The sequence below is a fragment of the Bacteriovorax sp. DB6_IX genome, assembly GCF_000447775.1.
In the GTDB taxonomy this organism is placed as follows: Bacteria; Bdellovibrionota; Bacteriovoracia; order Bacteriovoracales; family Bacteriovoracaceae; genus Halobacteriovorax_A.
Genome location: NZ_AUNJ01000174.1, coordinates 1 through 17744, shown reverse-complemented (window position 1 = coordinate 17744; position 17744 = coordinate 1). Strand labels below are relative to the sequence as shown.

Here is a 17744-nt window from a genome sequence, read left to right as displayed (position 1 = left end):
GGTGAAAAAAAGGGCATAGAAGCCAGTAGTCTTTAGCAAAGTCAGAACTAGAAAAAGTACCAGTAATATCGTAAAGATTCTTTTCATTTTCTCTCCAAGTATGCTTGTTCACTGTGTTTTCGCTCATTACATATCGCATTAGGCACACCATAGCAAAAACAAAATCAATATTTTTATATGGGCCAAAGCTTATAAAGCTAAATCAGATACTTAGGTGAACCTAATAGACAACATTAGACTCACTGCGTTTATAAAAATCACTCCACAGCTTGTCTTTTCATGACTTTTCCAGAGGAAATCATAGTAGAATGACTAGAAAAATGGAGTGATAAATGGCAGTTAAGAAGGTCACGAGAATGGGACACCCTGTCCTTAGAGAATTAGCGAAACCAATGAGTCATGAAGAAATCCTCTCTCCTGAGACTGAGGAACTTCTCCAAGATATGATTGATACGATGGAAGCTGAGGGCGGAATCGGTATAGCGGCTCCTCAAATAGGAATCTCAAAACAGATGGCCATCATTTCAATCGATGCTGACCAGACTCGCTACGAAGAAGCCGAATCAACTCCACTCTACGTTATCTTCAATCCTAAGATTACAATCATTGACCACGAACTTCAGGGCTTTTGGGAGGGTTGCCTCTCTGTCCCAGGCCTTCGTGGCTTCGTTCAAAGACCAAGAAAAGTTCGAATAGACTTTCTAGATCAGCATGCCAAAGCACAGAGCCTTGAAGTAGAAGGATTTCTTGCGACAGTCTTTCAACATGAGCTAGACCACCTCTTTGGAACACTCTATGTGGACAAGGTCTCAGATATTTCAAAGCTTATGTATAACGAAGAATTTGAGCAGTTTTGGCTGGCCAAAGAAGTCTCTAACTAGCTGATTTTCAAGCTTAACAGACTAAAAAACTCAATTATATTTCTCGGTTTCCGATACGTCCTTGTAGAGAACTAACTCTAACTGGAGAAGTATGTTGAAACCATTAGAACAATTGAAGTGGTCAGCCCTACTGGTTGCTGTCGTCTATGTAAACTATGTCGCTTATGACAAATTTCTTAGACCTGAACCAGGACCTTATTATCAGAATCAGTTAAAAGAAAGAGGCCCAGCATCGATTGCTGAAAAACTACCGGCCCTTGAAGTAATGACAGATTATTTTCAGCACGACACCTTTAATGGTTATGTGAACTATGATCTTGATGTTGATTTCTGGACAGATAAGGGTGAGAAATATTTTGCCAAAAATGGTAAGCGCGCACTTGAAGATGGTCTCAAGAAAACATTCGTTGAAATAATGAATAATAATGCCAAGGGCGATAAGAAACTTCCAACTGAAGCTTATAAGTTTATTACGAAAGAGTTTTTAGCAAAGTTTGTATATACCATTAAAGCCGTAAAACTAATTGATTCAAACTTTGAAATCGACTTTAGTTTTGCACCAAGAAATATTCGCAATACAGACTACAAAGAAGAACTCGCTTCAAACCAGCTTGTACACTTAGGTTCGAAGGGAGAGCTTTTTAAGTCTCTTAATAATATTGAACAAACACTTCCAGAAAAGGTTCTTGCTACAAATATACCGAGTACAGGACATCTCTTTCAATACGTAGGTGGTGCCATTACTATCTCTGCAGAAGTTCTTGATACAAATTGGAGAATCACACAACCGATTCCTAGAACTAAACAGAACGCTGTCAAAGGACAGATCAGATTTAGAAAGTACTATAGGGTAAATAACCCATCTGATCTTGAAATCGCACCTCTTGTAACTTCATCTCGCATCAAGGGGAAGTCAACACATTTTAAAAAGAGAAAGAATCACGAAAATGCCTATGTCACAGTTGATGTTATTTATAAGTATAACTTAGCGAATCTAATGCCAGTAAAAGATAAGGTTGTTGTACACTTTGGAGAAGTTGTTTCTCTTGATAAGTCTCATGACAATCTCATTAAAAGAATCTTCTCTGTACTTAAAAAGAGCAATGATATAAGGACAGCAGATCTCTATGTTGAGGGTGATTACAACGGTCCAGGTCCTTCAACATCTTTTAAAACGAAAATTAAAAAGCTTGTTTATGATTTTGAAGATAAGAAATTCTCTTGGAAATCGAGCTTCTCAACAAACTCTCACTCAGCTTCAGCGAATTCTCAAATCTCGCAGAAAGTTAAGAATGTTCTTCTAAAAAAGAAGAAAGAAGAGTTCATAGAAGCTTTAAAGCTTGAACAGTTAATCGAAAGTAAAAAGATATAAATGATAACAAAGAGAATCATATGAAGTTTAATTCTAAATTAGTACTTGCAGCATTACTTACATCAACAGTCTTTGGCTCAAGTTTCAATATCAAGATAGGATGCTTTCACAAAAGGTCCTTCTTGATAACTATAAGTCCGTATTTGGACAAAGAGACTTTGCCCACAAGACGACTTTTTTAAAGAGCATTGATCGAATGTCCTTCAAAAAGAAAAAGCCTATCTTAAAGTTTATTAAGGAAGTTGATAGTATTTTTCCTGATAAAATTGCGAGGGCCCTCGTGCACTGGCGCCACATCAATAAAAAAGAAGGCAATGTCTCTGACGTTCTCCACTACTATATGGTTTATAAGACTTTTATTCTTAGAGACCATATTGATAACCCTCTAACAAGTCCCCAAGGCAAGCAACTGGCCCAAAAAGAACTCCAGAGGATTATTGGTGATAGCTCAGTTAATAGTAATAATATCTCATTACATTTTAATAAATTGAGAAGAGTTGCAAATTCATTGGCCAAAATTTCAGACGACGAAGCTTTTATTTCTGCCGTTAGCAATGACACAATCATTGCCGCAAATATAGAGAAAGCTGTTCCAGGAATTGCTCCCTACTCGCTGTCAGCGGTTGGTTTTATTCCAGGTAATAAATCAGAAATTGTCTCTGAGAATGATCGTTCACTCGAAAGAATCGACTGGTTCAATGATAGAGTTATCTTTGCTGGGGGAAAATTAGATTTTGATGCTCCTTATGTAAAGATGCCGACAAAGGATGATCCTTCTGGGAATATCGTTTTCCAAGAAGACCCAATCTACATGAGAATCAGAGAGATGATAGACAGGGCCGAGAAGTCTGTTTTCATCGACATCTTCCTTTTTGGAGGAACTCTTGGGGCAACATTATCTGAGTACCTCTTAGATGAGACCATTAAGAAAGTTAAAGCGAATCCAGACTTTAGAGTTATGATTCTCCACGACTATGCAACAAACTATAATATGGTTGAAGAAATGGTCCCAATTTTTCAATATATCCAAAAACGTATTGAGGAAGAGCCTGTTCTTAAAAAGTCTGTTTCACTTCTACAGGCGAATATTCAACGTCACCCACCGGGGATTCCGTTTGGGATTACAGAGTTGATTCCAAAAACACCTGAATCGTTCAAGTACTTTGAAGGTGGAAATACTTATTACGAGTCTAAAATTGACCACTCTAAAGTTATCGTCGTTGATGGTAACTATGATGATGCTGAGGCCTATTTTGGTTCTAAAAACTGGACTGACCATAGTGGTGGTTACTACTACGATGATGCCGTCTATGTGACAGGGCCTGCAGCAGGACTTGTTCAAGCGTCTTACTATAGAGATATTGAAGCTGCTTTAACTGAAGACAAGTTTGAACTTAGCCGTTTCTACTACAAGGAGCTGGGGCTTGATAACAAGGCTTACCTTCCTCGTAAAAAGGAACTACTAGATCAAATTAAGATCACAAAGAAAGAGTATCGCTACAATGGAAATAGTACCGTAAGAATTGCAGAGGCCGATGTTGACGGTACTATTAAAAATGTTAGAAATATGCTTGTCGATATGATTATGAACGCACAGAAGAATATCTATATGGAACAGTTATTCCTCTACGATGCTTATATTGTTAATGCATTAATTAAAAAGAAATCCCAAAACCCAGACCTCGATATCAAGCTTGTTATCGACCACAATGGTAACTTTGGAATGAATGGTCTTCCAAATACAATTTTTGTGAAGGAATTAGTTGATGCAGGAATTGATGTAAGAGCGAGAAAAACATATGGTATTGAAGCTCACTTCCCTGATGGAACAAAGAAAGAGTATCACCAAGAAAACCACAGAAAGATTACCTCGGTAGATGGAAAGGTTGTTCTCGGAGGTTCTTCAAATATTAACCCGGACACACTTCAAGGTTCATTTAGGGAGTTTGGGGCTCAGGTCTTTGACAAAAAAGAAGTCGCCGCATTCGATTCACGCTTTTCTAAAGATTGGCGAGATGCGGAGAAAATGGAAAAACTTGATATCGAGAACTTCGAGGCCAACGTTCTAGGAAACCACCTAGATAAGAAGACCTCTTCTTTACTCAACTCGATTCTATCAAAAATATTAAGAGCTAAGGACGAGTTAGAAAAGCGCTTCTAACCACAACACCCAGAACTTTTAACTTCTTTATTAGGTTTTAGTTTATTTATTAGCTTGGGAAGTTCCTTCATCAGGAGGGACTTTCCAAGTAACATAATAAAGGCAATTGTCAGGCTAAGCTCAAGCCAAGAACTATGAGCATGGGCATGCTCGTGAATATTAAAATTCAAAGGCCACGCAAAACTCACATAGAGATAGTCCACAACAAATGAAAGGCCAAGAGCTACCGCTGCAATAGCAATGATATTAAGAATGACTCCTTTCTTTCCAATATACTGAGCAATAACTAAGAGATTTGAAACATTTGTTGCCGGTCCAACAAGCAGAATAAGTAATGACGTTCCAGGACTCATTCCCTTCATAACAAGAGATGCTGCAATTGGCGTCGTGGCCGAAGCACAAATATAGAGGGGAATTCCAATCCCCAAAATAATCAACTTCCCAGTCCATCCACTTAGACTTTCAAAGAAGTTAGGTGGCACAATAAAGTCGATAAAGGCACCAGCAACAATCCCTAATGTCAGCCAGAAAGCAAAATCATCGATTAATTCAAAAAATGAAAACTTAAATACTCGACTGACTTTAGAAGCAAAGCTTTCTTTCTCAGTCTTTTCAGAAGAACATGATTTCTTTGGACCACAACAAGAAGTAACTTCTTGAGCATTTTTAGAAGCCGTCTCTTCAGAGTCTTTAGAATTAAAGAGAATCTGTAAAACACCAGCAGCAAAGGCCGACAAGAACGCGGCAACAGGCCTGATAATCGTCATTGGAAGATCCATCATCCCATAAGTCATAGCAATAGAATCAACACCCGATTCAGGAGTGGAGATGAGAAAAGAAGAAGTTGCACTATTGGAAGCCCCATTCTTCTTTAGGGTTACGGCCGTTGGAACAACAGCACAGCTACAAAGAGGTAGAGGAATACCGAAGAAGGAAGCCTTAAGAACTCCCATTATTCCTTTTCCACCAAGAGACTTCTTAATCCTATCCGTAGAAACAAAAACGTGAATTAGACCCGAAACAAAAAGTCCTAGCATAAGAAACGGCGCAGCCGTCAACGTATATTTCCAAAGAGCTAACAAAAACTCCATATAATGATTCCTTCGCTAATTTGCCTTAATAACGATAGCATTTTAATTACAATAAGACAGCGAGAATTCCAAGCCCCCTTCCCATAAGGGATAAGCAAATATCAGAAGTAAATACCACGCATCGCAACTCAGTATTTTTCATTTAAAGACAATCTTTTTTTTCATTTTTTGCACTTTTTTTCAAAAAAGGTATTGACGTTTACCCCTCACTTCCCTATAGTTATTTTTACCAAAGCACGGGGGTGTAGTTAAGTTGGTTATAACGTCTGCCTGTCACGCAGAAGGCCGAGGGTTCGAGTCCCTTCACTCCCGCCATTTTAATTTAAACGTTCTTCGGAACTTTAGATATCTAAACCAGAGTTAACCCACTCTGGTTTTTTTTTGCCTTTTTTCGCTACGAGAAGGATTAATAGCAAGATTACAAGCATTAAGAGTAAGCTCATCTACAATTCTACTTATAACCTTTCCTAGTTAGAATTTTATGTAATGAATTTGTGAAATCAATTTTGTTTTTGTCACTATAGGATTCAGGGCCACCAGTTACGAGGCCATTATCGCGTAGATCTTTCATAAAATCGCGCATAGAAAGTCGCTCGCTAATATTTTCTTCATCATAGAGCTCTCCTCTTGGGTTGATCGCGAGGGCTCCTTTGTTGACAATATCACTGGCAAGGGGAATATCGGCGGTAATAACAAGGTCAGCGATATCGGCATGTTCGGCGATGTACTTATCTGCAACGTCAGCTCCACTATCAACTTTCACAAACTCCACATATTCATTGAAAGGAATATTCATATACGAGTTTGCGACGAGAATGACTTTAATTTTTAATCTCGCTGAAAATTTAAAGACAACCTCTTTAACGGCCTTAGGGCAAGCATCAGCATCAATCCAAATTTTTGTTTCATTCTTTTCCATAATTATTTAATTTAAATCCCTTGATAAGCTAAAGCAGTGAGTACTTCTTCTTTAAATCTCTGATGACCCCTTCTTTCTCAAGCTTTTTGAATTCAGATTCAAACTGCTTCTTGAAATCATCATGCTTTATGGCCTTTGAAAAACCAAAGTAGCCTTTATTGGAAATAATGGCCGGGGAATGGGCCTTGAAGTTCTTACTGATCTCATCTTTTGTGTAGAACTGAGATAATGCTCTTTCGTGCATGATAACTAATTCAAGTCTATGACGAGATAGCATTAAGAAGAGTTGATCAATGAAGTTGACTCGTACGAGATAAAAATCTGACAAATTCTTTTCTAGTCGGTCCCCTATACTCCAACCTCTAATTGCGCCAATCTTTAATCCCTTTAGCTTAGAAACTTCTCCTGTCCAAGAGTAGTGAGAATCTTTTAGCGAATAGAAGCGCAAAATATCCTCGTAGAAATGAAAATTTGTGTAGTCGATAAATTTTGAACGTCGCTGTGAACGGTATGGTCCAATGATAACATCAGCATCACCAGATTTAATCATTTCAAGAGCTCGTTTAAGGGGATAGAGATGAATCGTGGCCTTAACATTTAGTCGTTTGCAAATCAGTTGTACAATTTCAACACCCAAACCACTAACTTTTCCATTTTCAGATTTTTCAACAATCTTTGGGAAGTTCGTTCCGACGAAGCGATAGCTCTTACCGAAAACGGGCAATTGGAGAAATAGAAATAGTAAAATAAGCTGGATGCGCAAAGAACTCCCCTCTATAAAATCCCGACTCTAAAGCGTCTATTCTTGATTCGTCCTTCATTGAGTTTCTTGCATACTAGTTTAACATGCTCTGACTTAATTGCGACATAACTCATCACATTAGTTATTGAAATATCTCCAATATCCTTAAAATCAATGCCAGATTCACCTACGATTGCACCAACAATATCGCCAGGCCTCAACTTGTCTTTCTTTCCACCACTAATATAAATTGAGCTCATCTCTGGCCTTACTTTATATTCTTTTTGAGAGTCGAAAATCTCAACTCCCTTGAGTTCATGTTCTTTATTTTGATACTCTTCAATTCTTTGGATCTTATCAGTTTCATTTTGAGTTAGAAAACTCACCGCGTGTCCCTCGTTTCCAGCACGCCCTGTTCTTCCAATCCTGTGAACATATACTTCTGGATCATTCGGGAGATCAAAGTTCACGACAAGGTCGAGATCTTTAATATCTATCCCCCTCGCGGCCACATCTGTTGCAACAATTCCCGAAAGACTTCTATTTGAGAACATTGTTAAGACAGCTGTTCTCTCGTTTTGTTCAAGATCACTGTGAATAGATGAAACGACAACCCCATTTTCATAGAGTTCATCAGCGACATCATCACAGATTCTCTTCGTCTTGCAAAAGATGATGAACCTTTCAGATTGATAGTTAGCAAGGGCGGCCTCAAGAGCATTCATCTTATCCTTGTGAGATTCCAACTCAATGAATTCTTCTTTAATCATGCTCTCATTGTGAGTGACATCAACACTAACCTTGATGGCATCATTTTGAAGTTCAGAGCTAAGCTCTTCAATATCTTGTGGGAAAGTGGCCGAGAAAAGTAGTGTTTGGCGATCAGCTGGAACAAAAGAAGATATTTTAAAAATATCCTCACTGAAGCCCATATCGAGCATACGATCTGCCTCATCTAAAATATAATAATTCACAAAATCTAAGTTTAAGACTTTCTTTCTAAGGAGCTTGAGAACTCTCCCAGGAGTCCCAACAATAACATGAGCTCCGTGAGAAAGAGATTTACTTTGATGGTACTCAGACTTTCCACCTGTAATCGTGAGAATTTTGACATTAGGAATAGTTCTGGCCACCATTCTCATTTCCTTGGCCACTTGTTCAGCAAGCTCTCTCGTAGGACAAAGAATTAATACCTGTGGACGTGTTTGTTTGATATCAATATCATTTAAAGCACCGAGACCAAAGGCCACAGTTTTACCACTTCCTGTTTTGGCCTGAGCAATAACATCGCTCCCCTCTAAAATTAGTGGTAGGGACTTTTCTTGAATTGGAGTCATTGAACTAAAATTCAAGTCGTTGAGATTCTTGATTAGTCTAGGATCTAGACTTAAGCTTTCAAATTTATTACTCATTTATGGCTTCTTCTTTGGAATTGGTAGTTGATCAATACCTATAACTCTCTTTTTTTGCACACTATGTCAAACCTAGAGATGATCTATTCTTGACCATAGTCGCTCCACTAACTAAAATGGCCCCAATAAAGGCATTATATGAATATTGAAAACTACCATTTCCACCTCTACTACGCACTTGAAGAAGAACAAATTGCAAAAGCGACTGAGGTACTCAATAAACTTTCCAAAGACAAGCCAGGCATTCCAATTGGACGAATTTGGGAAAAACCAGTCGGACCACACCCGGAAGGTTCATGCCAAGTGACAGTTGAACGAGAGCAGTTTTCTGAGATGATGGAATACTTCTTTGAAAACCGCCAAGGACTCTCTCTCTTTATCCACCCAAATACAGGTGACGACTTAAGAGACCATACTGAGCACACTGTTTGGCTTGGAAGAGAGTATCAATTGAAAACAGAGATATTTCGCTAGGATAAACTTATGAAACTAGGAAATCAGGTAGAATGGGGATTACATTGTATGGAACTTCTAGCGAGAGTTCCCGATGGTATTTATATTCCAACCAAAGTTCTTGCAAAGTTTCATGGAATTCCAAAAGAGTATTTATCTAAGGCCATGCAGGCCCTTGCCTCGGCAAATCTTATCGAAGGAACTCTCGGCCCAAAGGGCGGCTATAGAATAGCAAGAAGTCCCTCGAAAATAAGTCTACTCGAAATTGTCGAGGCAATTGAAGGAAGAAAGAGGACCTTCAACTGCCAAGAGATTCGTTTCAATAACCCTTGCCTACAAAACAAAGAGATGAAAAAAGAAACGAAGAAAGGAACAATCTGCGCCGTGGCCAGAACAATGCTTCAAGCAGATGAGGCCTGGAGAAAAGTGCTTAGCGAAAAAATGCTCTCTGAGTTAATTCTCGATGTCGATGACCAAGTGAGCGAAGAGATCATGTCTCTTTCTCAACAATGGATAGAGAACGAAATTTTCTAATTTACGATTGTACTCTTTCTATTTTCCAAATTCCCAGTGATAGCGAAGCTAGAACCAAAGTGAAGATGATAAAATCATAAGCACTCGACCATCCTAAAGATAGAAGCATACTTAGAGTAAAGATAATTAAGAGTCCTAAGCTGGCCAAAGAAACCAAGCGAAGCCTCATGCCAATCAAAAACATAACCCCTAGAATAATTTCGATTCCCGTTACTAAGTAGCCCAAGAAGTCTGATAGTCCTCGTGGAAACCACGGATTTAAAGTCGCTGTATAATCAAGAAAACTTTGAAAGTTTCCCCAAACAACTCCCATATTTCCCGCTTCCCCTAAAAGACCGAGACGATCGCCAACAACCCAAAGATAAGTGAGCCCTAAGAGAATGCGAGACATGATTGAAAATATTTTTAACATATAAACTCCTCTTGATTTAATTAAGGACATTTTATATCCTTAATTAAAAATTAGCAATAATTTAATAACTAGAGGTAAAAATGACAAATGAAATACGATGGAAAATCTTTTTCTCTTTCTTAAGTATCGGAAATTTAATTAATGGACTTTGGATGTTGATCCATCCTAAAAGTTGGTATTTATATCTCCCTGGCCGAGTCTCTGATTTTGGCCCTATGAATGAACATTTTATTAGAGACCTTGGCTGCCTCTACACAATCTTTGGAGTTTTAAGTGCAAAGGCCTTTGTTGATAAAAGCAAAAGAGAAGATATTCATGCTCTAATGACTCTTTTCTCACTAGGCCATGTGGTTGTGCATCTCTTTGACACATTAAGAGGACTTGTTGCTTTTGAACATCTCTATATGGACTTCCCTCTTGTCTATGCACCGACTATTGTGATGGCAATCTTATTTATTCTTCTCAAGAAAGAGAAATTTGTATGAATTTGATAAAGACCATTTTCTTCATTCTTGCAGGATTATACTTGGGATCAATTCCAATTCTTTCTTACTACTTTGTTCATGGACCCGCTTGTCCTTGTCATTCGATCATAGGGAAAACAAAGGAATTAGCGAATTAAAAACTTATTCTCATAATGGCTTTCAACACTCTTTAAGCAAATATCATTAAGTATAAGTGAGAAGGCCATTTTACCAGCAAGTAAATTTGTATGCTTATACCAATCTGGTAAATACTGAGGAGCCCTAAGGAGTCCTTGCTCATAACTCTCTTTTAAAAGAAAAATATCGTTTATATCTAAACGTCCAATAAAGAGTAAATGGACTAAGTCGAGGTTTTGAGTTTTAAAGGCCCACCTAAAAAAGCTATGTACTCGAATAAGCCCTTCGAGATAGACGCCGTCCTTAGTAAAGGCAATTCCACCTTTTGGAAAACCTCCTCTTAAAATCCGACTTGAAGAAAGATAACTCTCTCTATCGCTTTGTCCCTTACTCTTAAAGAAATCATAGAGATCATAGATGTCAGCTCCATCAAGGGCAAGGTCAATGGCCATAACTCTTAAAGATATTCTTTTCAAACGATTTAAATCTAAGAGCCCAGTGACAGCTTCTGAGAAAGTCGCAAGCCCCTCTTGAGTTTTCGTCGTTCTCGGTGCTCCATATCCAAGTAAGGGCAATTCTTTTTGGTAGCGTCCATTTACTGCTGTTAATGTATGGGTAAAGACTTCATGAATGAGAAGGTTTTTAAAATCAACAGAGTTAAAAAGGGAGTCATGCCTTATTCTAATTTTCTTTAAACCGGCCGCGGCCTTAGAAACAATTTGGCGACTCACCGTAAATTTAGGAGAATCTTTTCCTAAAACTTTCTGTGTTTCCCTTTCCAGAAATTCCTTGAGCTCTCTAGCTCCACGTTGACGAATATCCTCTTTAACATAAGGATGGTCATAGTCATGGAATGATTCTAAGAAGTTTTCAGCTGTGTTCAAGTGCGAGTAATCTGTCCCAAAAAGCTTATGCCTTGGCATTCCATATTCTTCAATACTTATTTCTTGAAATCTCTTCTTTCCGACACTACTTAACATCACCATTGCATTGATATAACTTTCGATAGTCTTAGCCGTGTAGATATGAAGAGGATTTTCCTTTGATAAGTGAGGTAGCAAAGAAGTTAATGTCGCAATCTTTTCACTATAATCATCTTTTTGATATTCAAACGTCAGTTTTTTCTTCTTCTTTTTTTGAATTGAATCAAAGAACTCTTTCTCAATATGAGAGGGCCACGAAATCTTTTCAAGAACACGAATGGTTTTTATAACCTTTATTGCTTTCTTATTAATTGCTAAGAGTGACATTTTTTGCATAGTTTATTATCTGCCAAATCTCGAGAATCTCAAAGCAAAGAAAAGAAGAAAAATGACCTATCTCCGACCTTTCTTGTTGTTGAAGACCGGATTTGTGTTTAAATTTATAAAGTAATACTTTTTTGCAGAGGAAATCATGGCAGAGAAACAAAAAGATATCATCGAAATTAGAAACGCAACGATTGACGATATGAAGGAAATTATTGATGTCGTTGAAGTCGCTTATGGAGACCTGGGAACTTACTCAGAGGATATGCTTAGAGGACAAATCACCAACTTTCCAGAAGGCTGCTTTGTTGTCACAAAGAATAAGAAGATCATAGCCTACTCAGCAAGCTTAATTATTAGCGAAAAGAAAGCCTTAGGAAAACATACTTGGAATCAAATTACCGCAGGGGGATTCGCCTCAACTCATGATGACGATGGAGAATATCTCTACGGTTATGAAACTTGTGTGGTCCCAGGGCTTAGAGGCCTTAGAATCGGCCAAAGAATCTATAACGCGAGAAAGAGACTCGTACAATTCTATCAATTAAAAGGTATCGTCTTTGCAGGAAGAATCCCTAACTTTCACAAGAAAAAAGGTAAGGTCCAGGGTGTCGAAGAATACGTAGAAAAAGTTAAAACTAAAGAGATTAGCGATCCGACTCTAGGCTTCCATCTACGTCGTGGTTTTGAAATTATTGGGGTTCTCAAAAACTACCTTCCCCAGGACTATGCAAGTATGGGCTATGGAGTTCATCTCAAATGGGACAATCCTGAGTACAAGGCCGTCTTCACAGAAAAAGATAAGCCTTTTCGCCAAAACTCTGTCCGTATCGTCTGTGTTCAGTACAAGCAACGTGCTGTTGAGAGCTTTGAAGAATTTGCAAAAATTGTTGAATACTATGTCGATGTGGCCGGAGACTATAAGGCAGACTTTCTCCTCTTTCCAGAGCTTTTTACCATGCAACTCTTATCCATTGAAAATGAAGAGGTTGCTCCGGATATCGCAATTAAGCATATGACAAAGTATACGGAAAGGATCAAGGACCTCTTCCACAAACTCTCAATCGCTTACAATGTGAATATCATCGCAGGATCTCACCCTACAGAAGTTGAAGGGAGCATTAGAAATATCTCATATATCTGTCTAAGGGATGGTCGTATCCATGAGCAATCAAAGATCCACCCTACTCCAGATGAGCGTTACTGGTGGAAGATTGAAGGTGGTGAACAAGTTAAGGTTATCGATACAGACTGCGGCCCAATAGGGGTTCTCATCTGTTATGATAGTGAGTTCCCTGAACTTACTCGCCACCTCGTCAACCAAGGGATGCAAATCCTCTTTGTTCCCTTCCTAACTGATAATAGACAAGGTTATTGCAGAGTTCGCTATTGTAGCCAAGCAAGGGCCATTGAGAATCAAATCTACGTCGCGATGGCCGGGAATGTAGGAAACCTGCCTCGCGTTAAAAATTTAGATATCCAATACGCACAAAGTGCTATATTTACTCCGTGTGATTTTTCATTTGCAAAGGATGGTATTGCTGCCGAGGCAACACCCAATGTAGAAATGGTGACCATTGCTGATGTAAGAACAGATGTCCTATTAGAGGCCAGATCCCATGGAGCGGTTCAAAACCTAAAAGACAGACGTCACGACTTATATTCTGTTAAGTGGCATAAGTAGAGGTTTGTATGACTGTAATTACAGATTTTTTAAAGAAGAATTTTAAACACTTCAATGCCGCATCTCTAATCGATGCAGCCGAGGGGTACAAGGCCCAAAAAGTTGCCGGAAATAAAATGATGGTAACCCTAGCTGGTGCTATGAGCACAGCAGAACTAGGAATTAGTTTTGCCGAAATGATCCGCCAAGGTAAGGTTGATATTATTTCGTGTACAGGTGCTAACCTTGAAGAAGATATCATGAACCTCGTGGCCCATAAGAGCTACAAGAGAGTTCCAAATTACAGAGATCTTTCACCTAAAGAAGAACAAGAATTACTTGATCAAGGTTTCAACAGAGTCACTGATACTTGTATCCCGGAAGAAGAAGCCTTTAGAAAGCTTCAAAAGCACCTACTCTCTCACTGGGAAAAGGCAGCTACAAATAAAGAGCGCTTCTTTCCTCATGAGTATATGTACAAAATGCTTCTTTCGGGAGAGCTAGAACAATATTATGAGATTGACCCTAAGAATTCATGGATGCTGGCCGCTGCTGAAAAGAATATTCCAATTGTTGTTCCTGGATGGGAAGACTCTACGATCGGAAATATTTTTGCGAGCTACTGCTTAACAGGAGAGCTCGAAACGTCACTTGTTAAAAGTGGTATTGAGTACATGGTCTTTCTTGCCAAATGGTACGAAGAGAATACTCAACAGTCTTCCGTTGGCTTTTTCCAAATTGGTGGAGGAATTGCTGGAGATTTCCCGATCTGTGTTGTTCCAATGCTTAATCAAGACCTAGAAAGAGAAGTACCTTATTGGTCATATTTTTGCCAAATATCAGATTCAACAACTAGTTATGGCTCTTATTCTGGAGCTGTCCCTAACGAAAAAATAACATGGGGAAAGCTGACAGAGAAGACACCAAAATATATGATTGAATCAGATGCTAGTATTGTGGCACCCTTGATCTTTGCAATTATCTTGGAGCAATAACTTAATAATGTATAAAGTACTTTTTCTTTTAAATATTTTAGCAACAAGTATGGCCTGTGAAGTCTCTCTTCCTAGCGCTTTTTCTCACTATAGTGTCGAGGAAAGTCGAAGTGATATTCCAGGTCATATCTGTCTTAAAATGAAGAGCGATCTAAGCAAATCTCTTACAATCTTTCGAAAATCTAAGAAGCGTCAGCAACAAAACCAATTCCTCTATAAGGAAAACGGAGAAACGTACTCCTTACAAATTCAGCAACTTAGAACATCTCTTGGTCTTCGTGGACAGCTACTTGTCGACAAAATCCAGTAAAAAAAATATCTTATCAGAATAAAATCGCTATGATTTAATATACCCCCCAAGGGTATATTGAGAAATGGAGAAATAATGAAAGCATTACTGATAATTCTAATAACAACGCTGAGCTATGCTCACGATCTTTCATATACTAGATATCTTAGAGTTCAACAATCCTTGGCTTCAGATGATTTTCAAAGCGCTAAAGAGGTATGGAAAGAAATCTGCAGCAAAGAACTTGGACACTATGTTAAAGACTTTAAGTTCCAAGGTTGTACCAAAGACTTAAATTCAATAAAAGCTTTAAGAGAGTCTTTTAAAACGCTTTCTCAAATCTATATTAGAAATGGGGAGAGCTTAAAAAAGCAAGGTCTTGCAATTTACGAATGTCCAATGGCCAAGGCTAAGTGGATTCAAAAAGTTGGGACTGTTACGAACCCTTACTATGGTTACTAAAATGACTAAACTGACGGAAAATAAACGATAGAATAAAGAAGAACTTTTCTTCTCATTCTTGTAAATAGTTTTAGTTAATACTAAAATTAACTATTGTAGTTAAACAAGGATGTTTATGAAAAAGCTAATTCTTCTTCTGTTGATGACAACAGGTGTATTTGCAAATGAATGTTATAAGAACCTTTGTACTGATGATCTCGTTATGGACCAGTATGGTTGGTCAGGCTGGGTAACTTCATTTGATGTGGAAAATAATCTTGTAGAGGTTCAACTTTCTCATGGGCCAGGAACTTATCAATTCCCATACCAAGACCTTGGAAAGAGTGTAGAATGCTTTTCGAAAATTTGTGTCGAAGATTATGTTATGGATAAATATAACGAAGTTAATATTGTCTTAGAAATCTATACGCATGGAAGGGCAAAAGTCTTCTCTCCAGATAGAGACGGAACTTTCATTATGAATACAAAAGAGCTTACAAAGCTATAAAATACTAGAGAGCTATTATTTGAATAGCTCTCTTTCCTCATCTCTCAAAGTTAAGATTTCAACACCATTTTCAGTTACAGCGAGAGTATGTTCAAATTGTGCTGATAATTTTCCATCTTGAGTCACAACAGTCCAATTATCGCTAAGATGCTTGATGCCCGCAGCACCCTGATTGACATTGGTTCAATTGTAAAAACCATCCTTTCAAGCTTCATCCCTTTACGCTTTTTCCCGTAATGAAGAACTTGAGGCTCTTCATGCATTTCCCTACCAATTCCATGACCGCAGTAATCTTTTACAATTGAATAGCTATTTCTAGTAGCATGGCGATGAATATAAAATCCCAGATCACCTAAGGTATTTCCAGGCTTTACTTGTTCGATTCCCTTATAGAGACATTCTTGAGTGACCTTACACAAGTTAATGGCCTCTTCTGAGCACTCTCCTACTAAATACATACGAGATGTATCAGCAATAAACCCGTGTTTCTTAACAGTCACATCAAGATTGACGATATCTCCATTTTTAAAGATCTCATCTTTACTTGGAACTCCATGACATACAACATTATTGATTGAAGAGTTTAAGGCAAACTTAAAATCATATTGTCCAATAGAAGATGGAATAGCATCATAGTCTTCCCTAATCCATTTTTCCGCCAGCTTAGCAATATCATAAGTTGAGACACCTTCTTTTACTTCAGGGATGAGCCTCGTTAAAATCTGCGCAGCAATTTTTCCCGTCTTACGATAAAGAACTAGATCTTCTTCTGTTTTTAACGAAACCATCTTCAACCTCAACTTTTTGAACAAAACTTTACAATTATTTGACAGAGTTCGGTATACCAAACATCTCTTTATTATGGAATAATAAACGAAACAAAGAGGTATTGCATGAAAAAAACACCTAAATATAGAAGCGCAGAAGTTGTCTCTTCACACCTATTAACTCCTCATCTACAAAGAGTCGTCCTCACAGGAGAAGACTTTAGTGACTTTCCAGAAAATGAAGAAGGTGGTTATGTTAAAGTTATTCTAGAAGGAACAAAAGAAGAGATTGAAGCTTCTGATAAAAGACCAAAGATGAAGTCTTATACAGTTGCTCACTTCGATAAAACTAAGAAAGAGACTCACACTAGATTTTGCTGCCAATCTCCATGAAGGTCAGGCCACCAATTGGGCTAAAAATGCAAAACCAGGAGACAAAATAGTGCTCGCCGGACCAGGTCCAAGAAAGATCTATGACTTTCCTCAAACAGACTATCTTATGTTTTGTGATCTGACATCAATCAATGCAGTAAGGGCCTACCTCAATCTTGTACCTGAGTCAGCTACAGGTAAGGCGATTATCTTTGTTCCAACTCTCGAAGATATTCAAAAACTTCCGACGAGAAGTCGAATTAGTATCGAGTTTATTACTGAAGATAGTGATGATCTCTACGCAAAACACGCAATGAACTACACAGAGCTTAGTTCTAAAACAATTGTCTTTGCAGGAGGAGAACATCATAAGGTTATGGCCCTAAGAAACTTCTTGTTTAAAGAAAAAGAACTTCCCCAAGACAATGTCTTTATTTCAAGTTATTGGAAACGCGGAATGAATGATGAAGAGTTCAGGAAAGAAAAGAAAGCAAATCGAAGCTCTTAAGCTCCCCTAAAGTTATTGAAAAGGACGAAAGACGATGAAAGTGAAGCGAACACTCTTATTATCATTTATATCTATTCTCACATCTTGTTCTGTATTTATTCCAAATGATTACGCTCCAAGCGTTGAGGATAAAGAAAAGATTATATATCGAAATAACTTACCAGCATCACAAATAGAGGTTGAAGGTATTGAAAGTATCATCTCCTTTAAAGAGAGGAAGTATGACCTTTTGATCTTTGATGTTGAACTAAAGAATCAGTCAAAAAATGATATTCTCATTACACCGAGATATTTTCACTTACTCGACAAAGAAAGAATTATACCACACGTTGACTATCAGGAAGACCTAAGCTTACAAAAATCAGATATCAATAG

At 38.1% G+C, this 17744-nt stretch carries 20 protein-coding genes, 1 tRNA gene and 1 pseudogene; 15 read left to right on the top strand and 7 right to left on the bottom strand.

The features are described 5' to 3' along the window. Nucleotides 1-332 precede the first annotated feature (332 nt). The 3 genes from def (at nt 333) to M901_RS05150 (ending at nt 4414) form a co-directional block, all read left to right on the top strand. Nucleotides 333-881 (top strand): peptide deformylase, encoded by a 549-nt coding sequence (gene def, locus M901_RS05160; protein ID WP_021277117.1) that lies wholly within the window; start codon nt 333-335, stop codon nt 879-881. A 91-nt stretch (nt 882-972) separates the two neighbouring features. Continuing rightward, entirely contained in the window at nt 973-2253 is a 1281-nt protein-coding gene (locus tag M901_RS05155; protein ID WP_034720542.1) for a hypothetical protein, read from the top strand. Nucleotides 2254-2353: 100 nt separating this feature from the next. Further along, a complete protein-coding gene (locus tag M901_RS05150) occupies nt 2354-4414 on the top strand; it encodes a phosphatidylserine/phosphatidylglycerophosphate/cardiolipin synthase family protein (protein WP_021277113.1) in 2061 nt (686 codons plus the stop codon). On the opposite strand, the gene M901_RS05145 is transcribed toward M901_RS05150, so the two are convergent. Then, nucleotides 4411-5505, bottom strand: coding sequence for an SO_0444 family Cu/Zn efflux transporter (locus M901_RS05145; protein ID WP_021277108.1), 1095 nt, complete (start codon nt 5503-5505; stop codon nt 4411-4413). The genes M901_RS05150 and M901_RS05145 overlap by 4 nt on opposite strands. Before the next feature lie 238 nt (nt 5506-5743). Between M901_RS05145 and M901_RS05140 the strand changes: the two genes are divergently transcribed. After that, nucleotides 5744-5820: transfer RNA gene (locus tag M901_RS05140), tRNA-Asp, on the top strand. Between the two features lie 136 nt (nt 5821-5956). Here the strand turns inward: M901_RS05140 and M901_RS05135 are convergent. From M901_RS05135 to dbpA, 3 genes are read right to left on the bottom strand one after another with little or no spacing between them, the layout of a single operon-like run. Beyond that, on the bottom strand, nt 5957-6424 hold the full coding sequence (locus tag M901_RS05135; RefSeq protein WP_021277114.1) for a YaiI/YqxD family protein: 468 nt from the start codon (nt 6422-6424) through the stop codon (nt 5957-5959). Nucleotides 6425-6452: 28 nt separating this feature from the next. Beyond that, on the bottom strand, nt 6453-7187 hold the full coding sequence (locus M901_RS05130; protein ID WP_021277122.1) for an ABC transporter substrate-binding protein: 735 nt from the start codon (nt 7185-7187) through the stop codon (nt 6453-6455). 11 nt (nt 7188-7198) lie between these two features. Next, nucleotides 7199-8578: an ATP-dependent RNA helicase DbpA gene (gene dbpA / locus M901_RS05125; RefSeq protein ID WP_021277124.1), complete on the bottom strand. Its 1380-nt coding sequence runs from the start codon at nt 8576-8578 to the stop codon at nt 7199-7201. A gap of 138 nt (nt 8579-8716) precedes the next feature. Between dbpA and M901_RS05120 the strand changes: the two genes are divergently transcribed. Both M901_RS05120 and M901_RS05115 read left to right on the top strand, forming a co-directional pair. Then, nucleotides 8717-9052 (top strand): DOPA 4,5-dioxygenase family protein, encoded by a 336-nt coding sequence (locus M901_RS05120; RefSeq protein WP_021277120.1) that lies wholly within the window; start codon nt 8717-8719, stop codon nt 9050-9052. A gap of 9 nt (nt 9053-9061) precedes the next feature. Next, complete coding sequence (locus M901_RS05115) at nt 9062-9565, top strand: Rrf2 family transcriptional regulator (RefSeq protein WP_034720539.1); 504 nt, start codon at nt 9062-9064, stop codon at nt 9563-9565. Nucleotide 9566: 1 nt separating this feature from the next. Here the strand turns inward: M901_RS05115 and M901_RS05110 are convergent, their stop codons facing one another. After that, nucleotides 9567-9977 (bottom strand): MauE/DoxX family redox-associated membrane protein, encoded by a 411-nt coding sequence (locus M901_RS05110; protein ID WP_021277112.1) that lies wholly within the window; start codon nt 9975-9977, stop codon nt 9567-9569. A gap of 215 nt (nt 9978-10192) precedes the next feature. Here M901_RS05110 and M901_RS05105 point away from each other — a divergent pair, with 215 nt between their 5' ends. Then, complete coding sequence (locus M901_RS05105; RefSeq protein WP_198295347.1) at nt 10193-10462, top strand: hypothetical protein; 270 nt, start codon at nt 10193-10195, stop codon at nt 10460-10462. 125 nt (nt 10463-10587) lie between these two features. Here the strand turns inward: M901_RS05105 and M901_RS05100 are convergent, their stop codons facing one another. Then, nucleotides 10588-11838 (bottom strand): tyrosine/phenylalanine carboxypeptidase domain-containing protein, encoded by a 1251-nt coding sequence (locus M901_RS05100; protein ID WP_021277111.1) that lies wholly within the window; start codon nt 11836-11838, stop codon nt 10588-10590. A 136-nt stretch (nt 11839-11974) separates the two neighbouring features. Between M901_RS05100 and M901_RS05095 the strand changes: the two genes are divergently transcribed. The 5 genes from M901_RS05095 to M901_RS05075 all read left to right on the top strand — a co-directional run bounded on the left by M901_RS05095 (nt 11975) and on the right by M901_RS05075 (nt 15722). After that, entirely contained in the window at nt 11975-13510 is a 1536-nt protein-coding gene (locus tag M901_RS05095; RefSeq protein WP_021277125.1) for a carbon-nitrogen hydrolase family protein, read from the top strand. An 8-nt stretch (nt 13511-13518) separates the two neighbouring features. Beyond that, on the top strand, nt 13519-14484 hold the full coding sequence (locus M901_RS05090; RefSeq protein ID WP_021277126.1) for a deoxyhypusine synthase family protein: 966 nt from the start codon (nt 13519-13521) through the stop codon (nt 14482-14484). Nucleotides 14485-14491: 7 nt separating this feature from the next. After that, nucleotides 14492-14794, top strand: a complete 303-nt coding sequence (locus tag M901_RS05085) for a lipoprotein (protein WP_021277109.1) — start codon at nt 14492-14494, stop codon at nt 14792-14794. A gap of 75 nt (nt 14795-14869) precedes the next feature. Beyond that, nucleotides 14870-15235, top strand: a complete 366-nt coding sequence (locus M901_RS05080; protein ID WP_021277106.1) for a DUF3347 domain-containing protein — start codon at nt 14870-14872, stop codon at nt 15233-15235. A gap of 115 nt (nt 15236-15350) precedes the next feature. Further along, nucleotides 15351-15722 (top strand): hypothetical protein, encoded by a 372-nt coding sequence (locus M901_RS05075; RefSeq protein WP_021277116.1) that lies wholly within the window; start codon nt 15351-15353, stop codon nt 15720-15722. Nucleotides 15723-15737: 15 nt separating this feature from the next. Here the strand turns inward: M901_RS05075 and map are convergent. Next, nucleotides 15738-16516, bottom strand: a pseudogene (gene map / locus M901_RS05070) (type I methionyl aminopeptidase). A gap of 99 nt (nt 16517-16615) precedes the next feature. On the opposite strand from map, the gene M901_RS05065 reads away from it, so the two are divergent. The 3 genes from M901_RS05065 to M901_RS05055 all read left to right on the top strand — a co-directional run. After that, the gene (locus M901_RS05065) at nt 16616-16882 is read left to right on the top strand and encodes a siderophore-interacting protein (RefSeq protein ID WP_021277121.1); all 267 of its coding nucleotides are present in this window, start codon (nt 16616-16618) and stop codon (nt 16880-16882) included. A gap of 49 nt (nt 16883-16931) precedes the next feature. Beyond that, complete coding sequence (locus tag M901_RS05060; protein WP_021277128.1) at nt 16932-17369, top strand: siderophore-interacting protein; 438 nt, start codon at nt 16932-16934, stop codon at nt 17367-17369. Between the two features lie 34 nt (nt 17370-17403). Beyond that, on the top strand, nt 17404-17744 hold a 341-nt coding region (locus tag M901_RS05055), incomplete at its 3' end, for a hypothetical protein (protein WP_021277110.1).